Annotated in this window: 16 protein-coding genes; 12 read left to right on the top strand and 4 right to left on the bottom strand. The window is 41.1% G+C overall.

The genetic code is table 11. From position 1 onward, the window contains the following. Window positions 1-7 precede the first annotated feature (7 nt). The 3 genes from V7K61_RS03780 (at window position 8) to V7K61_RS03790 (ending at window position 3,853) form a co-directional block, all read left to right on the top strand. The gene (locus V7K61_RS03780; protein ID WP_335051045.1) at window positions 8-3,028 is read left to right on the top strand and encodes a zinc-dependent metalloprotease; all 3,021 of its coding nucleotides are present in this window, start codon (window positions 8-10) and stop codon (window positions 3,026-3,028) included. Window positions 3,029-3,110: 82 nt separating this feature from the next. Then, window positions 3,111-3,530 carry a XisH family protein gene (locus V7K61_RS03785; protein ID WP_094349046.1) on the top strand — a complete coding sequence of 140 codons (420 nt, stop codon included), beginning with the start codon at window positions 3,111-3,113 and terminating at the stop codon, window positions 3,528-3,530. Next, entirely contained in the window at window positions 3,518-3,853 is a 336-nt protein-coding gene (locus V7K61_RS03790) for a XisI protein (protein ID WP_094349045.1), read from the top strand. Before V7K61_RS03785 ends, V7K61_RS03790 begins: the two co-directional genes overlap by 13 nt. Window positions 3,854-3,877: 24 nt before the next feature. Here the strand turns inward: V7K61_RS03790 and V7K61_RS03795 are convergent, their stop codons facing one another. Beyond that, window positions 3,878-4,402, bottom strand: coding sequence for a histidine phosphatase family protein (locus tag V7K61_RS03795; protein ID WP_335051047.1), 525 nt, complete (start codon window positions 4,400-4,402; stop codon window positions 3,878-3,880). Window positions 4,403-4,499: 97 nt separating this feature from the next. Further along, a complete protein-coding gene (locus V7K61_RS03800) occupies window positions 4,500-5,234 on the bottom strand; it encodes a DUF1995 family protein (protein ID WP_335051049.1) in 735 nt (244 codons plus the stop codon). A gap of 290 nt (window positions 5,235-5,524) precedes the next feature. On the opposite strand from V7K61_RS03800, the gene V7K61_RS03805 reads away from it, so the two are divergent. The 3 genes from V7K61_RS03805 to V7K61_RS03815 all read left to right on the top strand — a co-directional run bounded on the left by V7K61_RS03805 (window position 5,525) and on the right by V7K61_RS03815 (window position 9,099). Then, a complete protein-coding gene (locus V7K61_RS03805; RefSeq protein ID WP_335051051.1) occupies window positions 5,525-6,337 on the top strand; it encodes a DUF2382 domain-containing protein in 813 nt (270 codons plus the stop codon). A 468-nt stretch (window positions 6,338-6,805) separates the two neighbouring features. Beyond that, window positions 6,806-7,711 carry a DUF2382 domain-containing protein gene (locus tag V7K61_RS03810; protein ID WP_335051053.1) on the top strand — a complete coding sequence of 302 codons (906 nt, stop codon included), beginning with the start codon at window positions 6,806-6,808 and terminating at the stop codon, window positions 7,709-7,711. Window positions 7,712-8,223: 512 nt separating this feature from the next. Next, window positions 8,224-9,099 (top strand): DUF2382 domain-containing protein, encoded by an 876-nt coding sequence (locus tag V7K61_RS03815; RefSeq protein WP_335051055.1) that lies wholly within the window; start codon window positions 8,224-8,226, stop codon window positions 9,097-9,099. Window positions 9,100-9,478: 379 nt separating this feature from the next. On the opposite strand, the gene V7K61_RS03820 is transcribed toward V7K61_RS03815, so the two are convergent. Further along, on the bottom strand, window positions 9,479-9,760 hold the full coding sequence (locus V7K61_RS03820) for a hypothetical protein (protein ID WP_335051057.1): 282 nt from the start codon (window positions 9,758-9,760) through the stop codon (window positions 9,479-9,481). Window positions 9,761-10,082: 322 nt separating this feature from the next. Between V7K61_RS03820 and V7K61_RS03825 the strand changes: the two genes are divergently transcribed. From V7K61_RS03825 to V7K61_RS03835, 3 genes are all read left to right on the top strand, one after another. Next, window positions 10,083-10,997, top strand: a complete 915-nt coding sequence (locus tag V7K61_RS03825; protein WP_335051059.1) for an ion channel — start codon at window positions 10,083-10,085, stop codon at window positions 10,995-10,997. A 459-nt stretch (window positions 10,998-11,456) separates the two neighbouring features. Then, the gene (locus tag V7K61_RS03830; RefSeq protein ID WP_335051061.1) at window positions 11,457-13,169 is read left to right on the top strand and encodes an alpha/beta hydrolase; all 1,713 of its coding nucleotides are present in this window, start codon (window positions 11,457-11,459) and stop codon (window positions 13,167-13,169) included. Window positions 13,170-14,463: 1,294 nt separating this feature from the next. Then, on the top strand, window positions 14,464-15,285 hold the full coding sequence (locus V7K61_RS03835; RefSeq protein ID WP_094349034.1) for an SDR family NAD(P)-dependent oxidoreductase: 822 nt from the start codon (window positions 14,464-14,466) through the stop codon (window positions 15,283-15,285). Between the two features lie 82 nt (window positions 15,286-15,367). Here the strand turns inward: V7K61_RS03835 and V7K61_RS03840 are convergent, their stop codons facing one another. Continuing rightward, window positions 15,368-16,591, bottom strand: coding sequence for a ScyD/ScyE family protein (locus tag V7K61_RS03840; RefSeq protein ID WP_335051064.1), 1,224 nt, complete (start codon window positions 16,589-16,591; stop codon window positions 15,368-15,370). A 436-nt stretch (window positions 16,592-17,027) separates the two neighbouring features. Between V7K61_RS03840 and V7K61_RS03845 the strand changes: the two genes are divergently transcribed. The 3 genes from V7K61_RS03845 (at window position 17,028) to V7K61_RS03855 (ending at window position 20,808) form a co-directional block, all read left to right on the top strand. Further along, entirely contained in the window at window positions 17,028-18,524 is a 1,497-nt protein-coding gene (locus V7K61_RS03845; protein WP_335051066.1) for a glycosyl hydrolase family 57, read from the top strand. 293 nt (window positions 18,525-18,817) lie between these two features. Further along, a complete protein-coding gene (locus V7K61_RS03850) occupies window positions 18,818-19,402 on the top strand; it encodes a hypothetical protein (RefSeq protein WP_335051068.1) in 585 nt (194 codons plus the stop codon). 248 nt (window positions 19,403-19,650) lie between these two features. Beyond that, a complete protein-coding gene (locus V7K61_RS03855; RefSeq protein ID WP_335051113.1) occupies window positions 19,651-20,808 on the top strand; it encodes an FIST signal transduction protein in 1,158 nt (385 codons plus the stop codon). Window positions 20,809-20,812 lie beyond the last annotated feature (4 nt).

Here is a 20,812-nt window from a genome sequence, read left to right on the forward strand (position 1 = left end):
GGATGCGATGAACAGATTAACCTTTTATATGATTTTGTTACATAGTTTATTTTTAGGGATAGCGACAGCTAGCGCTAAGTCACCGTTTGTTAACAATGTTGATACAGCCAAGCATATTGTTGGAGAAGATGTGGTTACAGTCAGAAGTGGAGAGAAATCCAATAGTCAGTTATCGACAGAAACTTCTTCAGCGAAAATCTCAGCCTTATCATCAAATAATATTAATATTTCTCAGAAACAGAGGCTAGCGTCAAATCACGTTTGGGTAGTTAATCAAAATAAACACGTACAGCCTCAACCGTTTATTTGGATAGTAAAAAACCTGAAACAAGCAGGTCAGCAACCATTTTTACAAGTTGCAAAACCCTCAGAGAAAGCAAATGCAAAGCCCAGTACTACCGCGAAACCAGCAGCAAAGGATGATTTAGAGCCATTTAACGAAGTAATTAAAAATACCCAAAAATCTGGGGGATTGTTCACCCTTTATCGGAATAAAGAAAAGAATAAGATTTATCTAGAAATTAAGCCAGAACAACTTAATAAAAATTACCTAGCTACGGCAACCCTGGAATCGGGTATTGGCGAACGGGGTATTTACAGTGGTATGCCTCTGCAAGATTTTTTGTTTTATTTCAAACGGGTGGATGATAAATTACACTTTGTCATCCGCAATGTCAATTTTCGCACTCGTGAGGGAGATCCCCAGGTGCGATCGCTGACGCGATCGTTTAGTGATTCTGTTCTCTACACCATTCCCATTAAAAGCATTCATCCAGAACGCAAAACTATTCTCATTGACTTGGAAGATTTGTTACTCACAGACTTAGCTGGATTGTCTGTAGGTTTAGGAGTTCCAAAAACCACAAGCCAGTCCTATTTTGGTACTGCTAAAGCCTTTCCCCAAAACTTAGAAGTCGAGTCAATTTTGAATTACTCTAATAGCGTTGACGGCGACAATGAAATTGCAGGCTTTGGGTCGCTAGCTGACAACCGTGGCTTTACCTTGCGCGTCCACTACAGTTTCTCCCAACTACCCGATCGAGATTATCGACCACGCCTTGCTGACGATCGCGTTGGCTATTTCATCACCGCCTACCAAGATTTATCCAAAGACGACGATCGCGGCGATTCTTTTGTCCGCTACATAAATCGCTGGCATTTAGAAAAACAAGACCCGAAAGCAGTCATTTCTCACCCCAAAAAACCAATTGTCTTCTGGATTGATAACGCTGTGCCCTTAGAGTACCGCGATGCGATGAAAGAAGGCGTTCTCATGTGGAACAAAGCCTTTCTTAAAGCCGGATTCAAGGATGCAATTGAAGTCCGCCAAATGCCAGATGATGCTACCTGGGACCCGGCAGATATTCGTTACAACACAATTCGCTGGATTAACACAGTCGATGGCTACTTTGCAATGGGGCCATCTCGCGTTAACCCATTGACAGGGGAAATTTTGGATGCAGATATTCTCGTAGATGCTAGCTTTATCCGGGCACTCAAGGGTGAATATCGCAAAATCGTCCAACCCAGCCAAACAGAAAATCGCACGACTTTATCAGCTTTAATGCAAAATCGTCTACTTTGCGCCAATGGTTTAGATGGGAAAAACAATGGTGTACCCCAGAAGATGCAAGGACAAGAGGGGTTGTTGAATCGTTTATCGAAAATGGCAGGCGAGTACGATTTATGCTATGGCATGGAAGCTGCTAACCAGTTTGCCTTTGGTTCGCTGGCGATGTCACTGCTGCCTGATACTATGGCTACTCCAGACAAAGTAAAAGAATATATTAATCAATATTTACGTTTAATCATCGCTCACGAAGTTGGACATACTCTTGGTTTACGTCATAACTTCCGTGGTAGTACACTGCTAGCACCACAGGAGATGAATAATACAGAAGTTACCAAAAATAAAGGTCTGACAACTTCTGTCATGGATTATATTCCCCCAAATATCGCCCCTCAAGGTACAAAACAAGGAGATTATTTTCCGAGTATGGTGGGGCCTTATGATGACTGGGCAATTAAGTACGGCTACACAACAATTCAGACATCAACTCCTCTAGCAGAAAAGCCAATTTTGGAGGAAATTGCTGCACAATCCTACAAGCCAGAGTTGAGTTATTCCACAGATGAAGATGTATATGACCTCGACCCAACCGCTAATGCTTGGGATAATAGCGGTAATGTGCTGCTTTATTCTCAGTGGCAATTGAATAATTCGCGGGTGATGTGGGAACGTCTCGATAAACGTTTCCCAATTGCTGGTGATAGTTATAGCGATGTGAGCGAACGTTTTAGTACAGTATTGGGTAACTATTTCCAGCAAATATATTTCACCACAAAATACATCGGAGGACAATCTTTCTATCGCATTCACCCCAGCGAGCTACCTGCCGAGAAAGTCTCTGGAGTTCCCCAACACCGTTTACCATTTGAACCAGTACCAGTTGAAGAACAACGCCAAGCTTTAAAAACGCTACAAAAATATGTATTTGCAGAAGATGCCCTCAGTTTTTCACCAGAATTACTGAATAAATTAGCACCTTCTCGTTGGCGACATTGGGGTAGTTCTCCACTAGTTGGTCGTTTGGATTTTCCCATTCATGACTTGGTGCTACTAATGCAGGGTTCTGTGTTGCGAGATTTACTCTCAGGCGATCGCCTCTCTCGTCTCAAGGATATTGAACTCAAAACTCCCGAAGGAAAAGCACTGACTCTTCCTGAACTATTTGACACTTTACAATCAGGTATTTGGACGGAAGTTATCCAACCAAAAGCTAAACCAATGAAGATTACCAGTTTGCGACGAGGCTTGCAGCGTCAGTATTTGGACATTTTGACTGGTATGGTCTTGCGAAAAGAAAATGTTCCAGAAGATGCTCGTACTCTGGCTTGGTATAAACTCAAACAGCTTGATGAAAAACTTAAGGGGGTTAATTCTGAGGATGAATATACCAAAGCGCACTTACTGGAAACACGCGATCGCATCGAGAAAGTATTGAATGCGCCGTTGCAAACGAATTAAAAAAGTTGTAGAGACGCGATTAATCGCGTCTCTTTGGCAAAAAATATATTTAGAATGCTCATAAAGGCTGAGAAAATAGTTTATGTCAGCTAGAGATAAATTTCACAATGTTGTGAAATCGGCATTACAAAAGGACGGGTGGCGAATTACTCATGACCCTTTGCTAATTCGTATAGAAAATATTACCGATATGTACATCGATTTGGGAGCAGAGAGAATTATTGCGGCAGAAAGAGAAGGACAAATAATAGCGGTTGAAGTTAAAAGTTTCATCGGCACTTCAACTATTTCTGAGTTTCATACTGCGGTGGGACAGTTTATTAATTATCGATACGCATTAGAAGAGATAGATTCCGAGCGAGTTTTGTATTTAGCAGTGCCTTTAAACACTTATAACGATTTTTTAAATAAACCATTTATCAAAACTATTATCCAGCGCAGTCAAATCAATCTGATAGTTTATGATGTGGAAACGGAGGAAATTATCCGATGGCAGATTTAGATAAATATCGAGAGTGTATTCGGCAATTACTTACAGAATATGCTCAACGCGCCTCCTCTAATAATGAAATTGAAGCTCAAACAATTTTTGACGTAGAACAAGACCATTACCAACTCATATATATTGGTTGGCAAAATAGACGTAGGGTTTTTGGCCCTGTGATGCATTTTGATATCAAAAACGGCAAAATTTGGATTCAGTGGAATGGTACAGAAGAGGATGTAGGTGAGCAACTTACGGCGATGGGAGTACCAAAACACGATATTGTCGTTGGGTTTCACCCGCCTTACATACGGCAGTATACAGATTATGCTGTGAGTTAATCACAAATCATGACAGTATGTATCCTAAGCGCAGATCATTCGCTTTATGTGTGTTTCACCGTTGAGAAACTGTATGCGGTAAACATCTGGATTACTCAGTTTTTCCCATTCCGCATAACCAATGCGATCATCAAAATGCTTCAGGATCAACGCCATTAAATTGCCATGCGTGACGATCGCAATTGTGCTTGTTTCTTGTTGTAATACTTCATCAATTACGGCGATACCACGCGCCATAGCACCACGACTTGACTCACCACCATCTAGATATAAATCAAGATTGGTAAATGATTCAGCCAATCGCTCACGCCAATCAGCAAGCGGTGTTGCACACAGCACACGCTCGGAAAGACGGTTATCAATATCAATTGAGAGACTCAGACGTTCAGCGAGGGGAGCAATTGACTGATATGCTCTCATAAATGGACTGGAGATCACCCGCTCGATCCCAAAACCGAATAACAAATCAGTCAGAGCGATCGCTTGGAGATCACCTTCTGATGTAAGAGGCGCATTAGGTTCTTGTCCCACGGCTTGGCAATGTCGCACAATATGCAGGGTTTTCTGTATCAAGTTTATGTATAGAAAAATCAAGATGAGGCAGCAGATGAGAAAGTTAGTTTTTTCCTGCTACCTCTGCATTATCCTAACTACTCAATGCCTTTAAGAACCGTTGCAAACTCTTAAACACACTGGGCTTTCTCGCAGGTGTCGCGTCTGTTGTTGTTTGTGGTTGTCCTTTTAAAACAATGAGATCCAAATCATCACCAGATGGTTTTGTGGGTAATTCGGCAATTCTCTGATATTCGCCGCCGGCTTCCAGCCAAACTTCCCACTGTCCTGGGTAGCAGCGATATAGGGCACTTTCATCGTCTATGGGGCGCACGTAATAGGCAGATTCAATGGTACTGATAAAGCGATCGCGGATTTTTCTCGCTGTATAACCAATGCCCACGGTTCCAGAATCTTCTAAGCGAGGATTTAACAAGACTAAAGGGCGATCGCCTATTACTTCACACAGCTTTTCCAACTGCGGCACTTCTACGGATGTGGGGGCGATGAATAAGAAAATTTCATCCTCTGGCTGAATTTTTGTCTGCAATGAAGCAGCCCTACCCGTACCAATATCCAAAATTTGAAATGGTGCATCTGCCCAATCACGACGGGCTAGGGCAGCAGCGCCAGCGTCAGCAAAGAAAATCTTCAAACGGGAATCATAATCTGTAAACGCCGGTAGAAATTGTTCCGCCACTGGCATAAACTTCAGTTCCGGGAACAGAAACTCAACTTGTAAGCGAGTACAGCCATCTGCAAGGGCAGCTTGAACGGCTACACGAGATTGGGCGATCGCATCTTCAAGACTATTTGGAAGTTCACTCATAATCTGCATGGTTCTGTAGTGTCTACTCCCATTGTTTCAGTATTGGCTCTTAATTAGGACTTACGCAGACGAGATTTCCCAATCCCCACACCCCCCACACTCCTCTTCCCCTTCTCCCTACACTATGCGTGAGAAATCCGGGTGAAAACGCAGGGCTGTTTCATTGAGTGTTCCTCTGATAATATAAATCCTCAAATATCTCCATTGAACTCAGTCGCCAGCAGGAGGATACTTAGCGCAATATTTTTTACACTAGAAAATAAACCTTATAAACAACTTAGGAACAGCGTATGCCTCTTCATAAACTTGAACATTTTGATCAAAATTATCGAGACACTTTTGGCGGAGACGATCTCAAAGCGCTGGATCTCTATACTGGCGGAGGAGACAGAGTTGGCTCAGTTGCTGACGTTTTAGTTGATGATGATGGTCATTTCCGGTATTTAATTATTGATATAAGCTTAGATTTTGTTAGCAAGAAAATCTTACTACCAATTGGTCTTTGCCGGATCAGTTATCCAGAAAGACGCGTCTATGTTGACGGGTTAAGCAGACAGCAAATAGAAGGTTTACCCGATCATACAGAAGATGCGATCATTAACAATGATTATGAAGAAAAGGTACGTAGTGTATTTCGTTCTCCAACTAGCGGCGTGATTTCCGATCGCGATACATACAATTACCAAAAAGATCCAGATTTATATGGATTGAATGAGCAATCTCATCAAACTTTTAAACTCTATGAAGAACGATTAATTGCTAACAAACAACGCATCAAAACCGGAGAAGTAACGGTTGGTAAGCATATTGAAACAGAAACTGTAAGCGTTACAGTACCCGTTCAAAAAGAACGAGTTCTGATTGAGCGAGTTACACCAACAGAAGCAGGAAAGGCTATAAATCCCAATGAACTTCAGTTTCAAGAAGGGGAAGTAGCACGCATAGAAGTGTACGAAGAAACTCCTGAGATACATAAAGAAGCATTTGTGCGTGAAGAAATCCGGGTGAAAAAAGTAGTAGAACAGGACACTGTGGAAGCACAAGACACCATTCGTCGAGAAGAGTTAGATGTTGATACTGTGGGGAATTTAGACGTGCAATAAAATGCGATCGCCACACATGAAGCTATTTAATTAGTTGGTTCATAAATATGTTTAATAGATTTATCTGAATAATCATACAGGCAAAGTTAATTTTATCTCTGCCTGTGTTTTTTTATTAAACAACAAGACTTCCGACTTATGAGACAAGTCGGAAGTCTGAACAGTCAAAAAAATTGCATCTTGATAGATAAATTATGTAGAGATGCAAAGATACAAAATTTTGCGGCGATCATCTTAATATATCTGGATAATCCCGTGGATCAAAGCTAAATATATTTTTACATTTTACAAAAGAAAGTGAGATGCTCCCATTTCGTGTCTCTAGTGAGCCATATCGCTCAAAAATCTCTCTAACTTTCGATTATTTAACCCTGGAAATAATTCATTCGACAGAAGGATGTACAAAAATAAATAAATGTCTAGTTTAGATATTAAGAGATGACAAAAAAATATTTGAGGTAAAACATAATGGTTCTTTACAAATTAGAAGATTTTGAGCCTAGCTATCAAGAGAGTTTTGATGGTCATGACATTAAAGGGCTGGGCGTATATACACAGGGAAGTGATGAAAAAGTTGGTACTGTTAGCGATGTTTTAGTTGATGAAGAAGGTCATTTTCGCTATCTAGTTGTTGACTTAGGCTTCTGGATTTTTGGTAAAAAAGTATTACTACCAATTGGCCGCGCCCGTATCGACTATAACGTAGATCGCGTTTACACAATTGGTTTGACTAGAGAGCAAGCTGAAGATTTGCCTGAGTTCAATGAACGTCAAACCCTTGATTACGATTATGAAGAACGGGTGCGTGGAGTATATCGCCAACCCACAGACTACAACCTTCCTGTAGAAGCTGCAACACCATTAGACCCTTTAGCAGGATTAGATCCTTTAGGAGCACCTGTAGCAGCATTAGATACAACTCCCACTTACGCTCGTGATAGCTACACTTACGATAATGAGCCTGCTTTATACGGGTTAAATGAGCAAGATCATCAAACTCTGAAATTATATGAAGAACGGGTGATCGCCAGCAAACGACGCCAAAAAACTGGAGAAGTAACGATTGGCAAGCGTGTTGAAACTGATACCGCACGGATTGCAGTGCCAGTAGAAAGAGAACGAGTTGTGATTGAACGTGTAACTCCAGCAGATGCGGGTACGGCTGTTTCTGGGCGCGAAGCAGACTTCCGTGAAGGCGAAGTTGCTCGCATAGAAATCCACGAAGAAACTCCTGAAATTCGCAAAGAAGCATTTTTGCGTGAAGAAGTGAGAGTTAGAAAAGTGGTCGATCAAGACACAGTTGAAACTCAAGAAACCGTGCGTCGTGAAGAGTTAGATGTGAATTCTGGTAATCTTCCGATTGAAGAACGCTAACTAAAAATAGTCATTAGTTAATCGCTAATGACTAATAATTAATTCTACAAAGTATAGGTGAAGCAATTGAATTCTCTTGACCTTTGCTCACAATAGCTGATACCACTTACAATACTTTTCGGATAAACCCAACAATCTCTTTTGATCTGGGAAAAGGTTAAGGGCAAAGGGATAACAAATAAAGGGAAATTCAAACCCTTACCCTTTCCCCCGGATTTCTCACGCATAGTGTAGGCTTCAGGGGAAGGGGAGTGTGGGGGGTAAGACTTCTTCCCCATCCTCCCACACCTCCCACACCCCTTGGATTTCTCACTTGTGAGAAATCCAGGTTCTCCCTTAACCGAAAAGCATTGATATCACTTATAATTTTTGGATTGCAAATATTATTCTGGATATGAGTTGGATAAATGCAGCGATCGCAAATACTTTCTAAATGGTATCCAGATGATTAATACATTTAATTTAGCTAAGTAGAAAGCAGTTAGTAAATTTTCCAGATGAATAGCCAAACTATGGCAAAAAACACTTTACAGGCAAAGAGTAATTCTCGCACTATCTCCTCGCTGGCAGATTTAAGAAAGAAGGTGAACAATTTTGCTGTGTTTGATAAGCAAGGTCAGCTAGTAGGAGTAGTTCGTGATTTAATTGTGGATGGTAATCGTCGGCTAAACCTCGTTGTCTCTAACCAGGCTAATCAACAAACTGCTGAATATAGCCAGCAGTTAGCTGATAAACATCCTTCTTTATTTCGGTTGCAGAGCCAGAGAATAAAACAGATAGACAAGCCGACTAAATCTGTTTTCATAGACTTAAACAAATCAGAAATTGAATATATGCCTGAATATTTAGAATCAGAAACACCAGGCGATTTTGACTCAACTGAGCAACTAGCTAACAATCAAATTACAAATAGCCCAGTTGAGCCATTAAATAATTTAGAACAGGTTCCTGAAGAACAGATTATTCGTCTACTAGAAGAACGACTATTTGTTGAAAGCAGTAAGCGTAAAGTTGGTGAGGTAATTGTTCGCAAAGTCATCGAAACCCGGATGGTACAAGTTCCTGTCCGGCGCGAAAAGCTGATTGTGGAACAAATTAGCCCAGAACACAAACAACTCGCAGAAATTGATTTAGGACAAGGAGAAATTCCTGGGCTTGATTTGACCGAAGTCGAAAAACTTGAAGCTACACATAACAACGGTTTGACGGTAAGCGGCGAATTTAGCTCACCTAAAATTGCTAATTTATTATTGAATGCGATCGCACTAGAGCGAAATAACGGCTGCAAGCAGGTGCGTGTTACCATTGCTGTTGAAGATGAGTCACACCAAAAAAAATACCAAGAGTGGTTTGACCGCTGTTCTAAAGGTCAATCACTAAAGCCATAACAACAAGTTTCTCATAAGTTTCTAGCAGATAAATTAGTAGGGTGGGCATTGCACACCCTATTTTTTTGCTGATTTACAGCAGGTTTCATTTATTTGATACCCCATTTGTCCGTGATTCTTTAAAATAAATTTTTAGTACATTCATGAGTTGCTTGGAATCGTAGCCACAGACTGAGAGGTAAGAATAAAATTATCCAACATTTAAAAATTATAATTTTCATATAAGAATTATATTCTTTCTGGCTCATACCTTGAACTTTGTCAAAATCTAAAAAATGACCTAAACCTAAAGCTAGTGGAATTAAAACAACACCAAAAATAAGGGTTTCAGTAATAAATTGACCCATATATGTTTATAAAAAAATAAATACTTGACAATCTATATACTCTCAGGACATGAACCAAATTTATCTAAAAGCTCAGATATAAGCTGATGATTTGAACAACGCCAAATGACGCTAACATTACTAGATAGATTAAAGCCTGGCTCACCATAACCTGATAATGCCATAGCATCAGGAACTATAGTCTCTTTATAGATACAAGTTAGAACTTTATTGTCAGGTGGCGAAATGGTATTACGTCCACTATCGTGTTGCAATGTTCCAGCAACCCATCCATTGGGGGTTAAATGCCATTCTCTCGATTCTTTACTTGACATATTTTATTTTTGTGTTTGCCGTGTTGATTTTATTACATTTTAGATACCAATAATGCTAGTAAAAATACTTATTTAAGCTAAAAAATTCACTCTTGTTGACTGGTTCCCAGCCTCTAGGCAGGGAACCCATTCTGGGAGGCTCCGCCTCCGATCTTCTTGACAAGAGGCAGAGCCTCTTTTAAATACATTCCCAGCCTCCAGGCTGGGAACAAGGCGACACAAGCCTTTGGGCTTGTCTTAGTGCCATTCTGTCTAGAGTGAATGTCTCTAATGCAACTTAATTTACAATACTAAGCAGTTGCCGTTCTTTTGGCTGCTTGCAATGAAATTTCGACTGAAGAGACTTTCACTCAAGAAAAGACAGCATTTGATCTCACCGATTAAGATTCAAGTTCAAAATGGAAAATTTGAGATTATAGGTATGGGTGCATGGCATTCCTACTGGCGCGATCCTTATCATCTGCTGCTAACAATTCCTTGGACTGGCTTTCTGCTGCTGATTTGTACTTTCTATATAACTATTAATGCTCTATTTGCCCTAGCTTACTTGATAGGAGGAGATTGTATTGCCAACGCCCAACCTGGGTCTTTTTTAGATGTCTTTTTCTTTAGCGTCCAAACCCTAGCTTCTATTGGCTATGGGGCAATGTATCCAAAAACAACTTACGCCAACATTATTGTCACTATTGAAGCGATGATCGGTTTGGTGGGAATTGCTGTGATGACAGGACTAGCGTTTGCTCGATTCTCCCGACCTACAGCCCGTGTGGTCTTTAGCCGTGTTGCTGTAATAACACCTCATAATGCGATGCCGACTCTCATATTTCGCAGCGCTAATAAGCGTCGCAATATAATTCTGGAGGCGCAGATGCGAGTCTACTTAATGCGCGACGAAGTAACCCTAGAAGGGCAGTTCATGCGTCGGTTCCACGATCTCAAACTACTGACGAACCAAACACCTAGCTTCACGTTAAGCTGGTCAGTGATGCATGTCATTGATGAGTTTAGTCCTCTATATGGGATGACACCAGAATCGTTAACCCAGACAAATACTATGCTGATTGTCTCTTTGAGTGGCATTGATGAAACGGTTGCCCAGGTTGTCCATGCCCGTCATAGCTATGGTGCGAATGAGATTTTGTGGAACAATCAATTTGTCGATATCTTTTACCACACACCCGATGGACATCGCTACATTGATTACAACCGCTTCCACGATGTTTTACCTTTAGAGTAAAGGGATTAAATTTCTGAAAGTTACTCGGAAGTCTGATTGAGTGGTGGTTGTAAGGGTTTAACGACCACCCGGCCATTTTCAATTACAGTGCAATTTTTAACCGTGCTCTTACTGTGGTTAACTGGCACATCCTGGCACTGGTTTTGGTGGGAGATATTTTGCTCTTGTTGTTGGTTGAGGACGACAACACAACAGGCGCAGGAAGCAAAGGACATATAACTTAATTTTGATCTCTATATCTATTATCGCGCTACCGATGCTATTTGACTGAAAAATTTGCTACTCATGTATTTTGATCGTTCAAAGCTCCGGTCAAATTTATGGTAAGTACTTGCTTTATTGTGCTTGTAGCCTGTTTGATATATCTAAACCAATTCAACAGGAAAGCGGTTATAGATCCCGCCCCGCTTTCCTACCTGCCCAAAGTTGTTTGGCAGGGTTAGATAGTGGGTTTTTCTAATGAAAAAATTTTTGAGATATCTGGGTTTAGGTTTGCTATCTACGTTCTTAACTGCTACTCCCGGATTGGGGGCTGAACGCATTAGCTTTTATTATCCTCCCTTTGGCGAATTTTCCTTATCGGTGGACTCGCTGGAAACCTTTGCGAAAGTTGGCAAAATCGATCAAGATTTTTCATTTTATGCTAGTCGTGCTACTCCTGAACAACTCGCTCAACTGCGGGATTTACTCCAGCAGCGCTTTAATCTCACTCCTACACTAGTATCTCAAGTTACCTACTCACCGATAGGCGAGCAGTTAGTGCAACAACTGGGCAAATTACTCCTCACTGAGTCTCGAAAGAATGGCTTTTATGCCATACGCGCCTCTTTAATTTTGTCTGCTGCCGATCAAAAAGAGGGGTTAACGGTTGTGAATTTACTACGGAAATTTCCTAGCGATACTATACGAGTGAATTTCACAGAGGGGTTAAGGATAGTCGATGACTTGTCGCAATTGATTAAAAAAAAGGATGAAGTTTTTGCCTCTCTGCAAAAAGAAGCGATCGCTCAAGCAGCCACTTCCAATATTGATTTCTCCCAAAAACCAGATTTGCGATCGCCAGGAAAATTTACCTGGCAGAAAAAAAGCCTGGAGTTAAATGACATTTCTCGCTCACGCCGTCTACCTGTAGATATCTATCTCCCTTCAGCAGGTTCACAAAACACTGGAGAATTATTCTCGCCTCCCTTTCCCCTGATTGTAATTTCTCACGGACTGGCCTCAGATCGCTCTACCTTTGTCTACCTGGCTGAACATCTAGCATCATACGGTTTTGCCGTTGCTGTACTGGAACACCCTGGTAGTAATGCCGAACGTTTTCAACAATATTTTGCGGGTTTGGCAGGGCCGCCTGATGCAACAGAATTTATTAACCGACCTTTGGATATCAAATATCTACTCAATGAACTCCAGCGTCTAGATAAATCCGATCCCACTCTCCAAGGAAAATTCAATTTTCAGCAAGTTGGGGCGATCGGTCAGTCTTTTGGTGGTTATACTGTTTTGACTTTAGCAGGAGCCAATATTAACTTTGAGCAACTGAGCCAAGATTGTAAGCCCGATAATTCATCCTTTAATTTGTCGCTGTTTTTGCAGTGTCAAGCAAACGAGTTACCTCCAAAGAATTACGAACTGAAAGACGATCGCATCAAAGCCGTCATTGCGATTAATCCCATTGACAGTTCAGTTTTGGGTCAGGGGGGAATCAGTCAAATTAAAATTCCCATCATGCTGGTAGCAGGTAGTCAAGATGTTTTTGCACCACCCGTATTTGAGCAAATTCGCCCCTTCACCTGGCTTTCTGACTCCAATAAGTATCTGGCTTTGATCGAAAATGCCACCCACTTTTCAGCGATCGCCGAACCTACTCCTGAAAACGATGTCTTACCTGTGCCACCCGCCTTGCTAGGCCCCGATCGTGCTGCTGTTTATTCCTATCTCAACGCCCTCAGCGTCGCTTTTTTAGAAACCCATCTCCTCAACCGCCCTGAATACCGTTCTTATTTGCAGCCTTCCTACGCCACATTTATCAGCAAAGAGCCACTTAATCTCAGTATTTTACAGTCGTTGTCAGTAGCTCAGTTCAATCAAGTTTGGAGTGAATCAACTCCCCAGTCTAGCAAACCATCAAATCCTCAACCTACTTCTACCCCTTATCAACCTTTGAGGTAATGAAACAGCCCTGTTGCTTATATAGCATTCCTAAATCATTCGTGAGAATTTGAGATTGTTTTAACCCCCCTGTAGTCCAATTACCCCCCTTAATCCCCCCGATGTATTGGGGGGAAACAAGAAATCCAGTTCCCTCCCCTTTATAAGGGGAGGGTTAGGGTGGGGTAAAACTGACGCGAAAAAGCAGGTGAGTAAACTATTTCAGACTTGTGTATACACCGTAGCTTGGGGGGGACGGCTCACACATTGAGATCAAAAGTGCGATTCCTGCTCTGGGCTAAGGAACGAAACCCAACATTTTGCTTGGTTTCTTGGGTAACGCTTACGCTCAACCTTACAAATATTTTTAACCGAGCAGTATGTATTGATATCCATCCTTGCTGCGAGCAAGTCGATTTAAGCGTGGGGTAATAATTACTAATTACGTAAATTTACGGGGTACGGTTTTAGGCAGAATCATCAATTAAAAATCATGTTGACTTACAGTTAGATGCCCGACTTCTTTAATAAATCGGGGATCTTAGTGTTCGCGAATGATTGAAGTTTTCTATCGACGAGGCAAGTCTCAAGCATTACTTTGATGAACTCAAAGATAAACCTAAACAAACTACTATTTATCCGAAAGTTTTAGCAGATAATTTCAGACAACTATCTAGCCTTATTTGATTATTTTCCATCAATCAAAGCCATCAACCTTACTTTTCAAGAAAACAGTAAATATACTGTTGCAATTATATAAGTTAGTTGAGACTTCTAACTATTGCAACCATCAGCCAAAAGCTATATGTCTTTTTTGTTTCTAAACCATGAATTAGATATCACAATTTCCTAAAACAGGGCTATTTGTCAGGAAAGTGAGATATTTGTACTGAGGGATTCATAAAAACTTATTTAATAAAATCTTTTGTATATATATACTTGTCGTTAAGAACTATTAAGAAATTCTTATTAAAAAATATTGCAATACCTTGATTTAATTGCTAACGTGTGTATGACAAGGATGCTGATGAACGCTCGGATCTAGGAGAAATAAAATCTATGAGCTATACCTATTCAGCCAAGTGTGTTAGGCTTTGACGGGTTCAAAACGAGAAATTTCTGCCTCATATAGACAACTATGAGGGATTGCAGATTAACCAAGAAATGTCTCATTGCTAAAGGCTTAGTTTCAGTTTGATTTGAATTGCGATTGATTATTTGTCTTACTTTGTGCCTACAAGTGAGTAGCTCTTGCTTGTGTGTATCGGCAATGACGAGGAGTTTGGTAAGACTTAAATTTTGGAGAATAAAACTAATGGAGATTCAAGGTAAAGTTGCCCTAATTACAGGGGCTTCGCGTGGAATTGGACGAGCGATCGCCATCGAATTAGCGCAACAAGGCATCAAGCGGATGATATTGGTAGCACGCGATCGCCGCAAGTTATTGGAGGTAGCCAAGGAAATCGAGGCTATGGGTACAGAAGCTGCGATCGTCGCCTTAGATTTGACGCAGACAATAGAAGTAAATATCGCTGTCGCTCAACTCTGGCGCAATTACGGACAGATTCACCTGCTGGTTAATTGTGCGGGAGTTGCATACCAAAGCTCATTTTTGCAATCTAAAATGCCCCAAGTTCAAGAAGAACTCTCAGTGAACTTGTTAGGAATGTACAACCTTACTAGTTTGATTGCTCGACGCATGGCTAGCCAAAGACAAGGGACAATTGTCAATGTATCGAGCCTGATGGGGAAAGTGGCTGCACCAACGATGGCGACATACTCAGCAACCAAGTTTGCCATCTTAGGATTTACCCAAGCCTTGCGCCAAGAATTAGCTGAACACAATATCCGCGTCATTGCATTACTGCCTTCCCTGACAGACACAGACATGGTGCGTGACTTAAAATTATTTCGCTGGGTGATCCCCATGACTCCCCAGCAAGTGGCTAAAGCACTCGTCACCGGAATGCAAAATGATTCATCAGAAATTTTAGTTGGATGGCAAAGTCATTTAGCCGTGTTGTGTCAACGCCTCGCCCCTTGGTTGTTAGAGCTAATTTTACGAATAGCAACACCGCCAGCACCAAGCAGACAACGGCTGATTGAAAAACTTATCCCTTCGCGTAGCGTCTCGTAGAGAAGCCGAGGGCGATCGCTTCAGTAGTGCTGAGTATTGAGTGCTGAGTGCTGAGTGCTGAGTGCCCAGTAGTACCCCATAGTTAAAAGTTCAAAATCTTCAGTCCCTTGGCTTTACCCTTGTGCAACAAACTAAGGCTCACAGTGCCAAGAAATGCTAATAAGCTGAAAGTAGAAGTAGATTCAGGAACAGACTTGGAATTCTCAATTTTGATAACTTGTCCAAGTCCAGGGCGATCGCCTCGGTTTGTCACATAGATAGCACCATCAGCACCAATAGTCAAAGCAGTAGGAGACTCTAATCCATTGCCACTAAGAATAGTTGTGCGAGTCCCATCGCTGGCTATTTTTATTACAGAACCATCTAGATTACCTTTCCAGAGTGACTGATTAGCGTACTGCAAAGCATATAAATTACCCTGGGCATCAAAATCTAAGTCAGTAAGTTGCGTGAATCCATCGGTATAAATTGTTGGTTGACCATCAGCACCAACTCGATAGATTTTTGCTTCACCTTCTGGAAAAGGAAAACCAGTTAATTGGCTAATATAATAAGCGCCATCTGGGCCTTTGGCGATATTTGTAGGTACTGCTTGGATTTCAAATGGCGATGACGATGCGCCAGAGGGAAAAATTGGATTAGTTAATGTCTGTCGGGGAATTGTGGCGATCGCCTTTAAATTACTGCCATCAGTACCTACACTGAGTAATTCATTAGCACCAGTATCAACCGCAACAATATTATTTCCATCTAAAAGAAGAGAGAAGGGATTGCTAATTAGATCGCCTCCATCGGGATTATTTGCAAGTTCATAATTAGCTAAATCCGCAACACTAGTCCACGAATTTGTATTGAAATTAGCAGTGATGATTTTTCCTAAGTCAGTGTTACCTAATGCCGCCCGAAATGTCGGATTTGAACCATACCCAATTGCAATATAAGGCTTGCCAGTAGCATCAAATTTGATATCTTGAGCCCCAGAAGTATCAGTACCATCTGGTAATGCTAAAGAAGGAAGTCCTGTAAGTATACGTTCTTGCTTACCATTTCTAATTTTGGTGACTGCACCAGTTGTGCCATAACATAAAGATTGGTTTGCAACGCTCGGTGAAGGAACACAAGCTCCACTGCCGCCTGTTCCTGCTTCGGTGACGTAGAGACTCCCGTCATTACCAAAAGTTAGACCCCGTGGATTATTAAGACCATCAGCAATTACCGAAAATGATGCCGCCTCTGCTGCTTTCATTCCTGAAAAAGCAGCAATACAAACACTCAAAAATGTAATTCCAAATTGTTTTAGTTTCATTAGACCTGTCCTAAAATTAAATTTGCGTAAAGCATAGAATAGAAAAATGTATCTTGATAAGTAATAATATTTAATGTGTATAGTTTCTGTGGATTTTACAGCTTATTTAAAAGAGGGAAACAGATTCAAACCCAGAAACCCAGATGAAATCTGAATTTTTGAATTTCGAGTTGTATCATACCATTTCCAAAAATCTTTGCAACATAATGAATGGCTGTAGGGGCCTACATCTGCACGTCTCTAGCAACAAAAATTAAATAGGATTGCTGTATATTTTCCAACACTTTTTATATAAGTGTGACATCCAAACTGTTTAACTACACAGATATTGCGGGACTACAAGACGATCGCAGTTTGCATCAATACATAAAGTTGCAGAGCAGAAATTGCTGTGCGATCGCATAATTAGACATACCTTGTTTCGGAGCAACCAGAAATGCTTTCCTTCCCCACAACTCTGACTCCTTTGCCCGAAATCATTGATGGCTTACCGAATATTTCTGGTTGGGAAACAGAGGTTCTCTCTGTGGTTAACCAAGATCAACCAGTATTTTTACCAACAACGAATATACGCTTAGAAGACGTAAATGCTGTGTTTGCGATCGCTTTGCACATGCACCAGCCAACTATACCTGCTGGAAATGACGGTACACTGATCAGCAATCTGCAATATATGTTTGAACATCCCCATGAAGGGGATAACCACAATGCAGATCCCTTTGCCTATTGTTACAGCCGCATGGGTGACTTGATCCCCGAACTGGTAAGTCAAGGTTGCAATCCGCGTGTGATGTTGGATTACTCAGGTAATCTGCTGTGGGGACTGCGGCAAATGGGACGCGGTGATGTTCTCGATAATCTTAAACGGATTACTTGCGATCGCACCTATCAACCTTATGTAGAATGGCTGGGTACAATGTGGGGTCATGCAGTTATTCCTTCCACACCCATAGCAGATATTAAATTACATATCGTTGCATGGCAACATCACTTTGCAGCAATTTTTGGCTGGGAAGCACTAGCGCGAGTCAAAGGATTTTCGCCGCCAGAAATGCACCTACCAAATCACCCTGATGCTCTCTTTGAATTTGTGAAAGCGCTGAAAGAATGTGGATATCGCTGGCTACTTGTTCAAGAACATTCTGTAGAAACTCTTACGGGTCAATCTCTCACTCATAAACATTTACCACATCGTCTGATTGCCCGTAATTCTCAAGGTGAAACAATTAGCATCACAGCCTTAATTAAAACCCAAGGCTCTGATACTAAATTAGTTGCACAAATGCAGCCTTATTATGAAGCCAAAACATTATCGAGACAACAAATTGGCAGTGTATTTATACCACCAATAGTTAGCCAAATTGGTGATGGTGAAAATGGCGGTGTGATGATGAATGAATTTCCTAGCGCTTTTAAACAAGCTTGGGGGGATATGGTAAATAATGGCGGAGGAAAATCTGGTGTTGTTGGAGTGTGTGGTACAGAATATTTAGAATTAATCGAAGCTGCTGGATGCAAACCTGAAGACTATCCAACTTGTCAGCCAGTCGGACAATATCAAATTTGGGAGCGAGTTTCACCAGAAAATAATCAACCGGAAGCTGTAGAGAATGCCATTCAAGAATTAAAGCAAACAAACTCTAATTTTCATCTGGATGGAGCCTCGTGGACAAATCATATAAGTTGGGTAAAAGGATATGAAAATGTGTTATCTCCCATGTATCAATTAAGTAGTTTATTCCATCAGAAGTTTGATCCATTGCTGCAAACTGACTCAGCAGAAGCTATCACGAAACAGTCTCAATACCGTAACGTTCTTCTACATAACCTTTTGCTGCAAACCAGTTGTTTTCGTTATTGGGGACAAGGTGCTTGGACTGATCACGCACGGGAAATTTACCAACGTGGTGAAAATTTATTGCAGATGAATTGAATTGGAGGCTGGAACGCATATCGATTCTTAAGACTTAGTTCTACTTAAAAATTAGAGAATTAAACCCCCTTTTTTAAGGGGGTTGTGTCATTAATACATTGCATATTACAGTAAATTAAGTACACCCTTCCCCTGTTAAGGGGCTACGGTGAATTACCCCCCTTAATCCCCCCTTGTAAAGGGGGGAAATAGCAAATCTAATTCCCTCCCCTTTCTAAGGGGGGGGTTAGGGTGGGGTATTTTTGTACCTCACCAAATCGTAATCTGCTGTAGTTTATAAATAGGCAATATCAATGAAAAATATTTATGACATTTTAGCAATGATTAGAACAAGACCAGGAATGTATTTAGGAGAGCGTTCCTTAACTGCATTAAGTAGCTTTATTGATGGCTATTTTTTTGCTATAGGGGAAAATGGGATCTTAATTGAAGAAGAGAACCCTCCCTTTAGTCAGTTGAACAACTGGGTAGCTCGATATTATAAACGGTACGGATCAACAGCAGGATGGAAAAATATTATTCTCCGAGAAGTTGGAGACGAAGCAAAAGCATGTGATGTATTCTTTGAACTCCTTGAATTATTTAAGCAAAGGTTTCCTGTACTCAAGTATCGTGTTTTCTTAAATCCAAACCATAAATCTACTGGAGCTATATATCGACGTATATGTATAGATGGGATATACAAAGACTTAGATCCACCTAAAGAAATTAGAATTGTGCAATATACAACAGATTCTGGCTTTTACCGTTTCGATGTATCCCAAGCCGGAGAAATTACAGAAATTGGCTATTTTGAGACAGAAGAGTTAGTGATGGAAGAAGTTAAGAGAGAGTTTGACGTTTCTTTAGATGAGTGGGAAAACTTAAATACTATCTAAGTATCTTAAACTTATAAAAGAATAACTTCAACACGATTTCATGCTGATTTTATCTCGTTACCAGTCTCCGACTGGGAATGCCCGTCGTTGGGGCTACCGCCTCTTGGTGAATCTGAATTCTGTTTCGATAAAAAGTCAGGTGAATTGAGATTTCGTTCAAGTAAGTGGGAAATCTAATTGTAGGTTCATGGGTGCTGAGATCCGAATTGGATGAGCTACCTGGGATTAAAACTTACAATGAGGTAGTTGTGTTTCGAGTTGTTGTTGGCCATAGCGACGATCCTGATTCTCAAAATGCGATCGCTGAAGTTCTTCAAGAATGTAGCCGTTCTCTTGCCGACTTCCTTCCTCAGGCTGGAATTTTATTCACTGCTATAGATTTTGACCATGTGTTAATTTTGCAACGCATCCAAGACGCTTTCCCCGGAATTGAGTTGATTGGTGGAACTACAAATGGAGAAATCTCTTCAATTCTGGAGTTTCAGCAAGATTCTCTCACCTTAATGCTGTTTGCTAGCGATGAAGTGGAAATTCACTCAGGTATTGGCCGAGGAGCATCTAAAAATCCAGCCCTTGCAGCCCAAGAAGCGATCGCCCAAGCTAAGGCAAAGAGTGCATCTGTACCACAATTGTGCCTTACCTTCCCCGATAGTCTAACCAGCAATGGGGTTTTAATTTTAGAAGCTTTAAAACAAAGCCTGGGAGAGGATATTCCCATCATTGGGGGAATGACTGCCGATGACTATACCTTTGACAAAACCTACCAATTCTTCCAAGGTGAAGTACTGAGTGATTCAGTTCCAGTGCTGCTATTCTCTGGAAAACTACTATTTTCTCACGGAGTTGCCTGTGGTTGGACTCCCATTAGTCAACGTAGCCGTGTAACGAAAGTGGATGGCAACGTCGTCTATGAAATTGATGGACAGCGTGCCTTAGATTTCTATCGGCATTATCTCGGTGAAGAAAGATTTGCATCCAACTATGCCATCTATGCTCTGGCAGTTTTTGAGGATCGAGATCATTTCTATTTACGCGCACCCAATGGCTACGATCAACAGTCTGGTAGCGTGAAGTTCTTCTTAGATATTCCTGAACAGGCAGTTGTGCAAATCACCGATACAACTCGTGACAATATTCTGTCCGCTTCTGAGACATCCTTGAAGAATGCTCTTGCCGATTATCCCGGTGTGGAGCCAACAGCAGCATTACTTATTTCCTGTGCAGCCCGTCGGCGAATTCTGGGAACTATGACAAGACTTGAATATCAGCTTGTCAAAACTCATTTACCAAAGGCATTACCTTGTTGTGGTTTCTATGCTTATGGTGAAATTGCTCCTTTAGTGGGTAGAGGTCAAACCCAAATTCATAATAAAACGTTTGTAACACTGTTAGTAGGGACAAAATGAGTAG

The sequence above is a fragment of the Nostoc sp. genome (assembly GCF_036918015.1).
Classification (GTDB): Bacteria; Cyanobacteriota; Cyanobacteriia; order Cyanobacteriales; family Nostocaceae; genus Nostoc.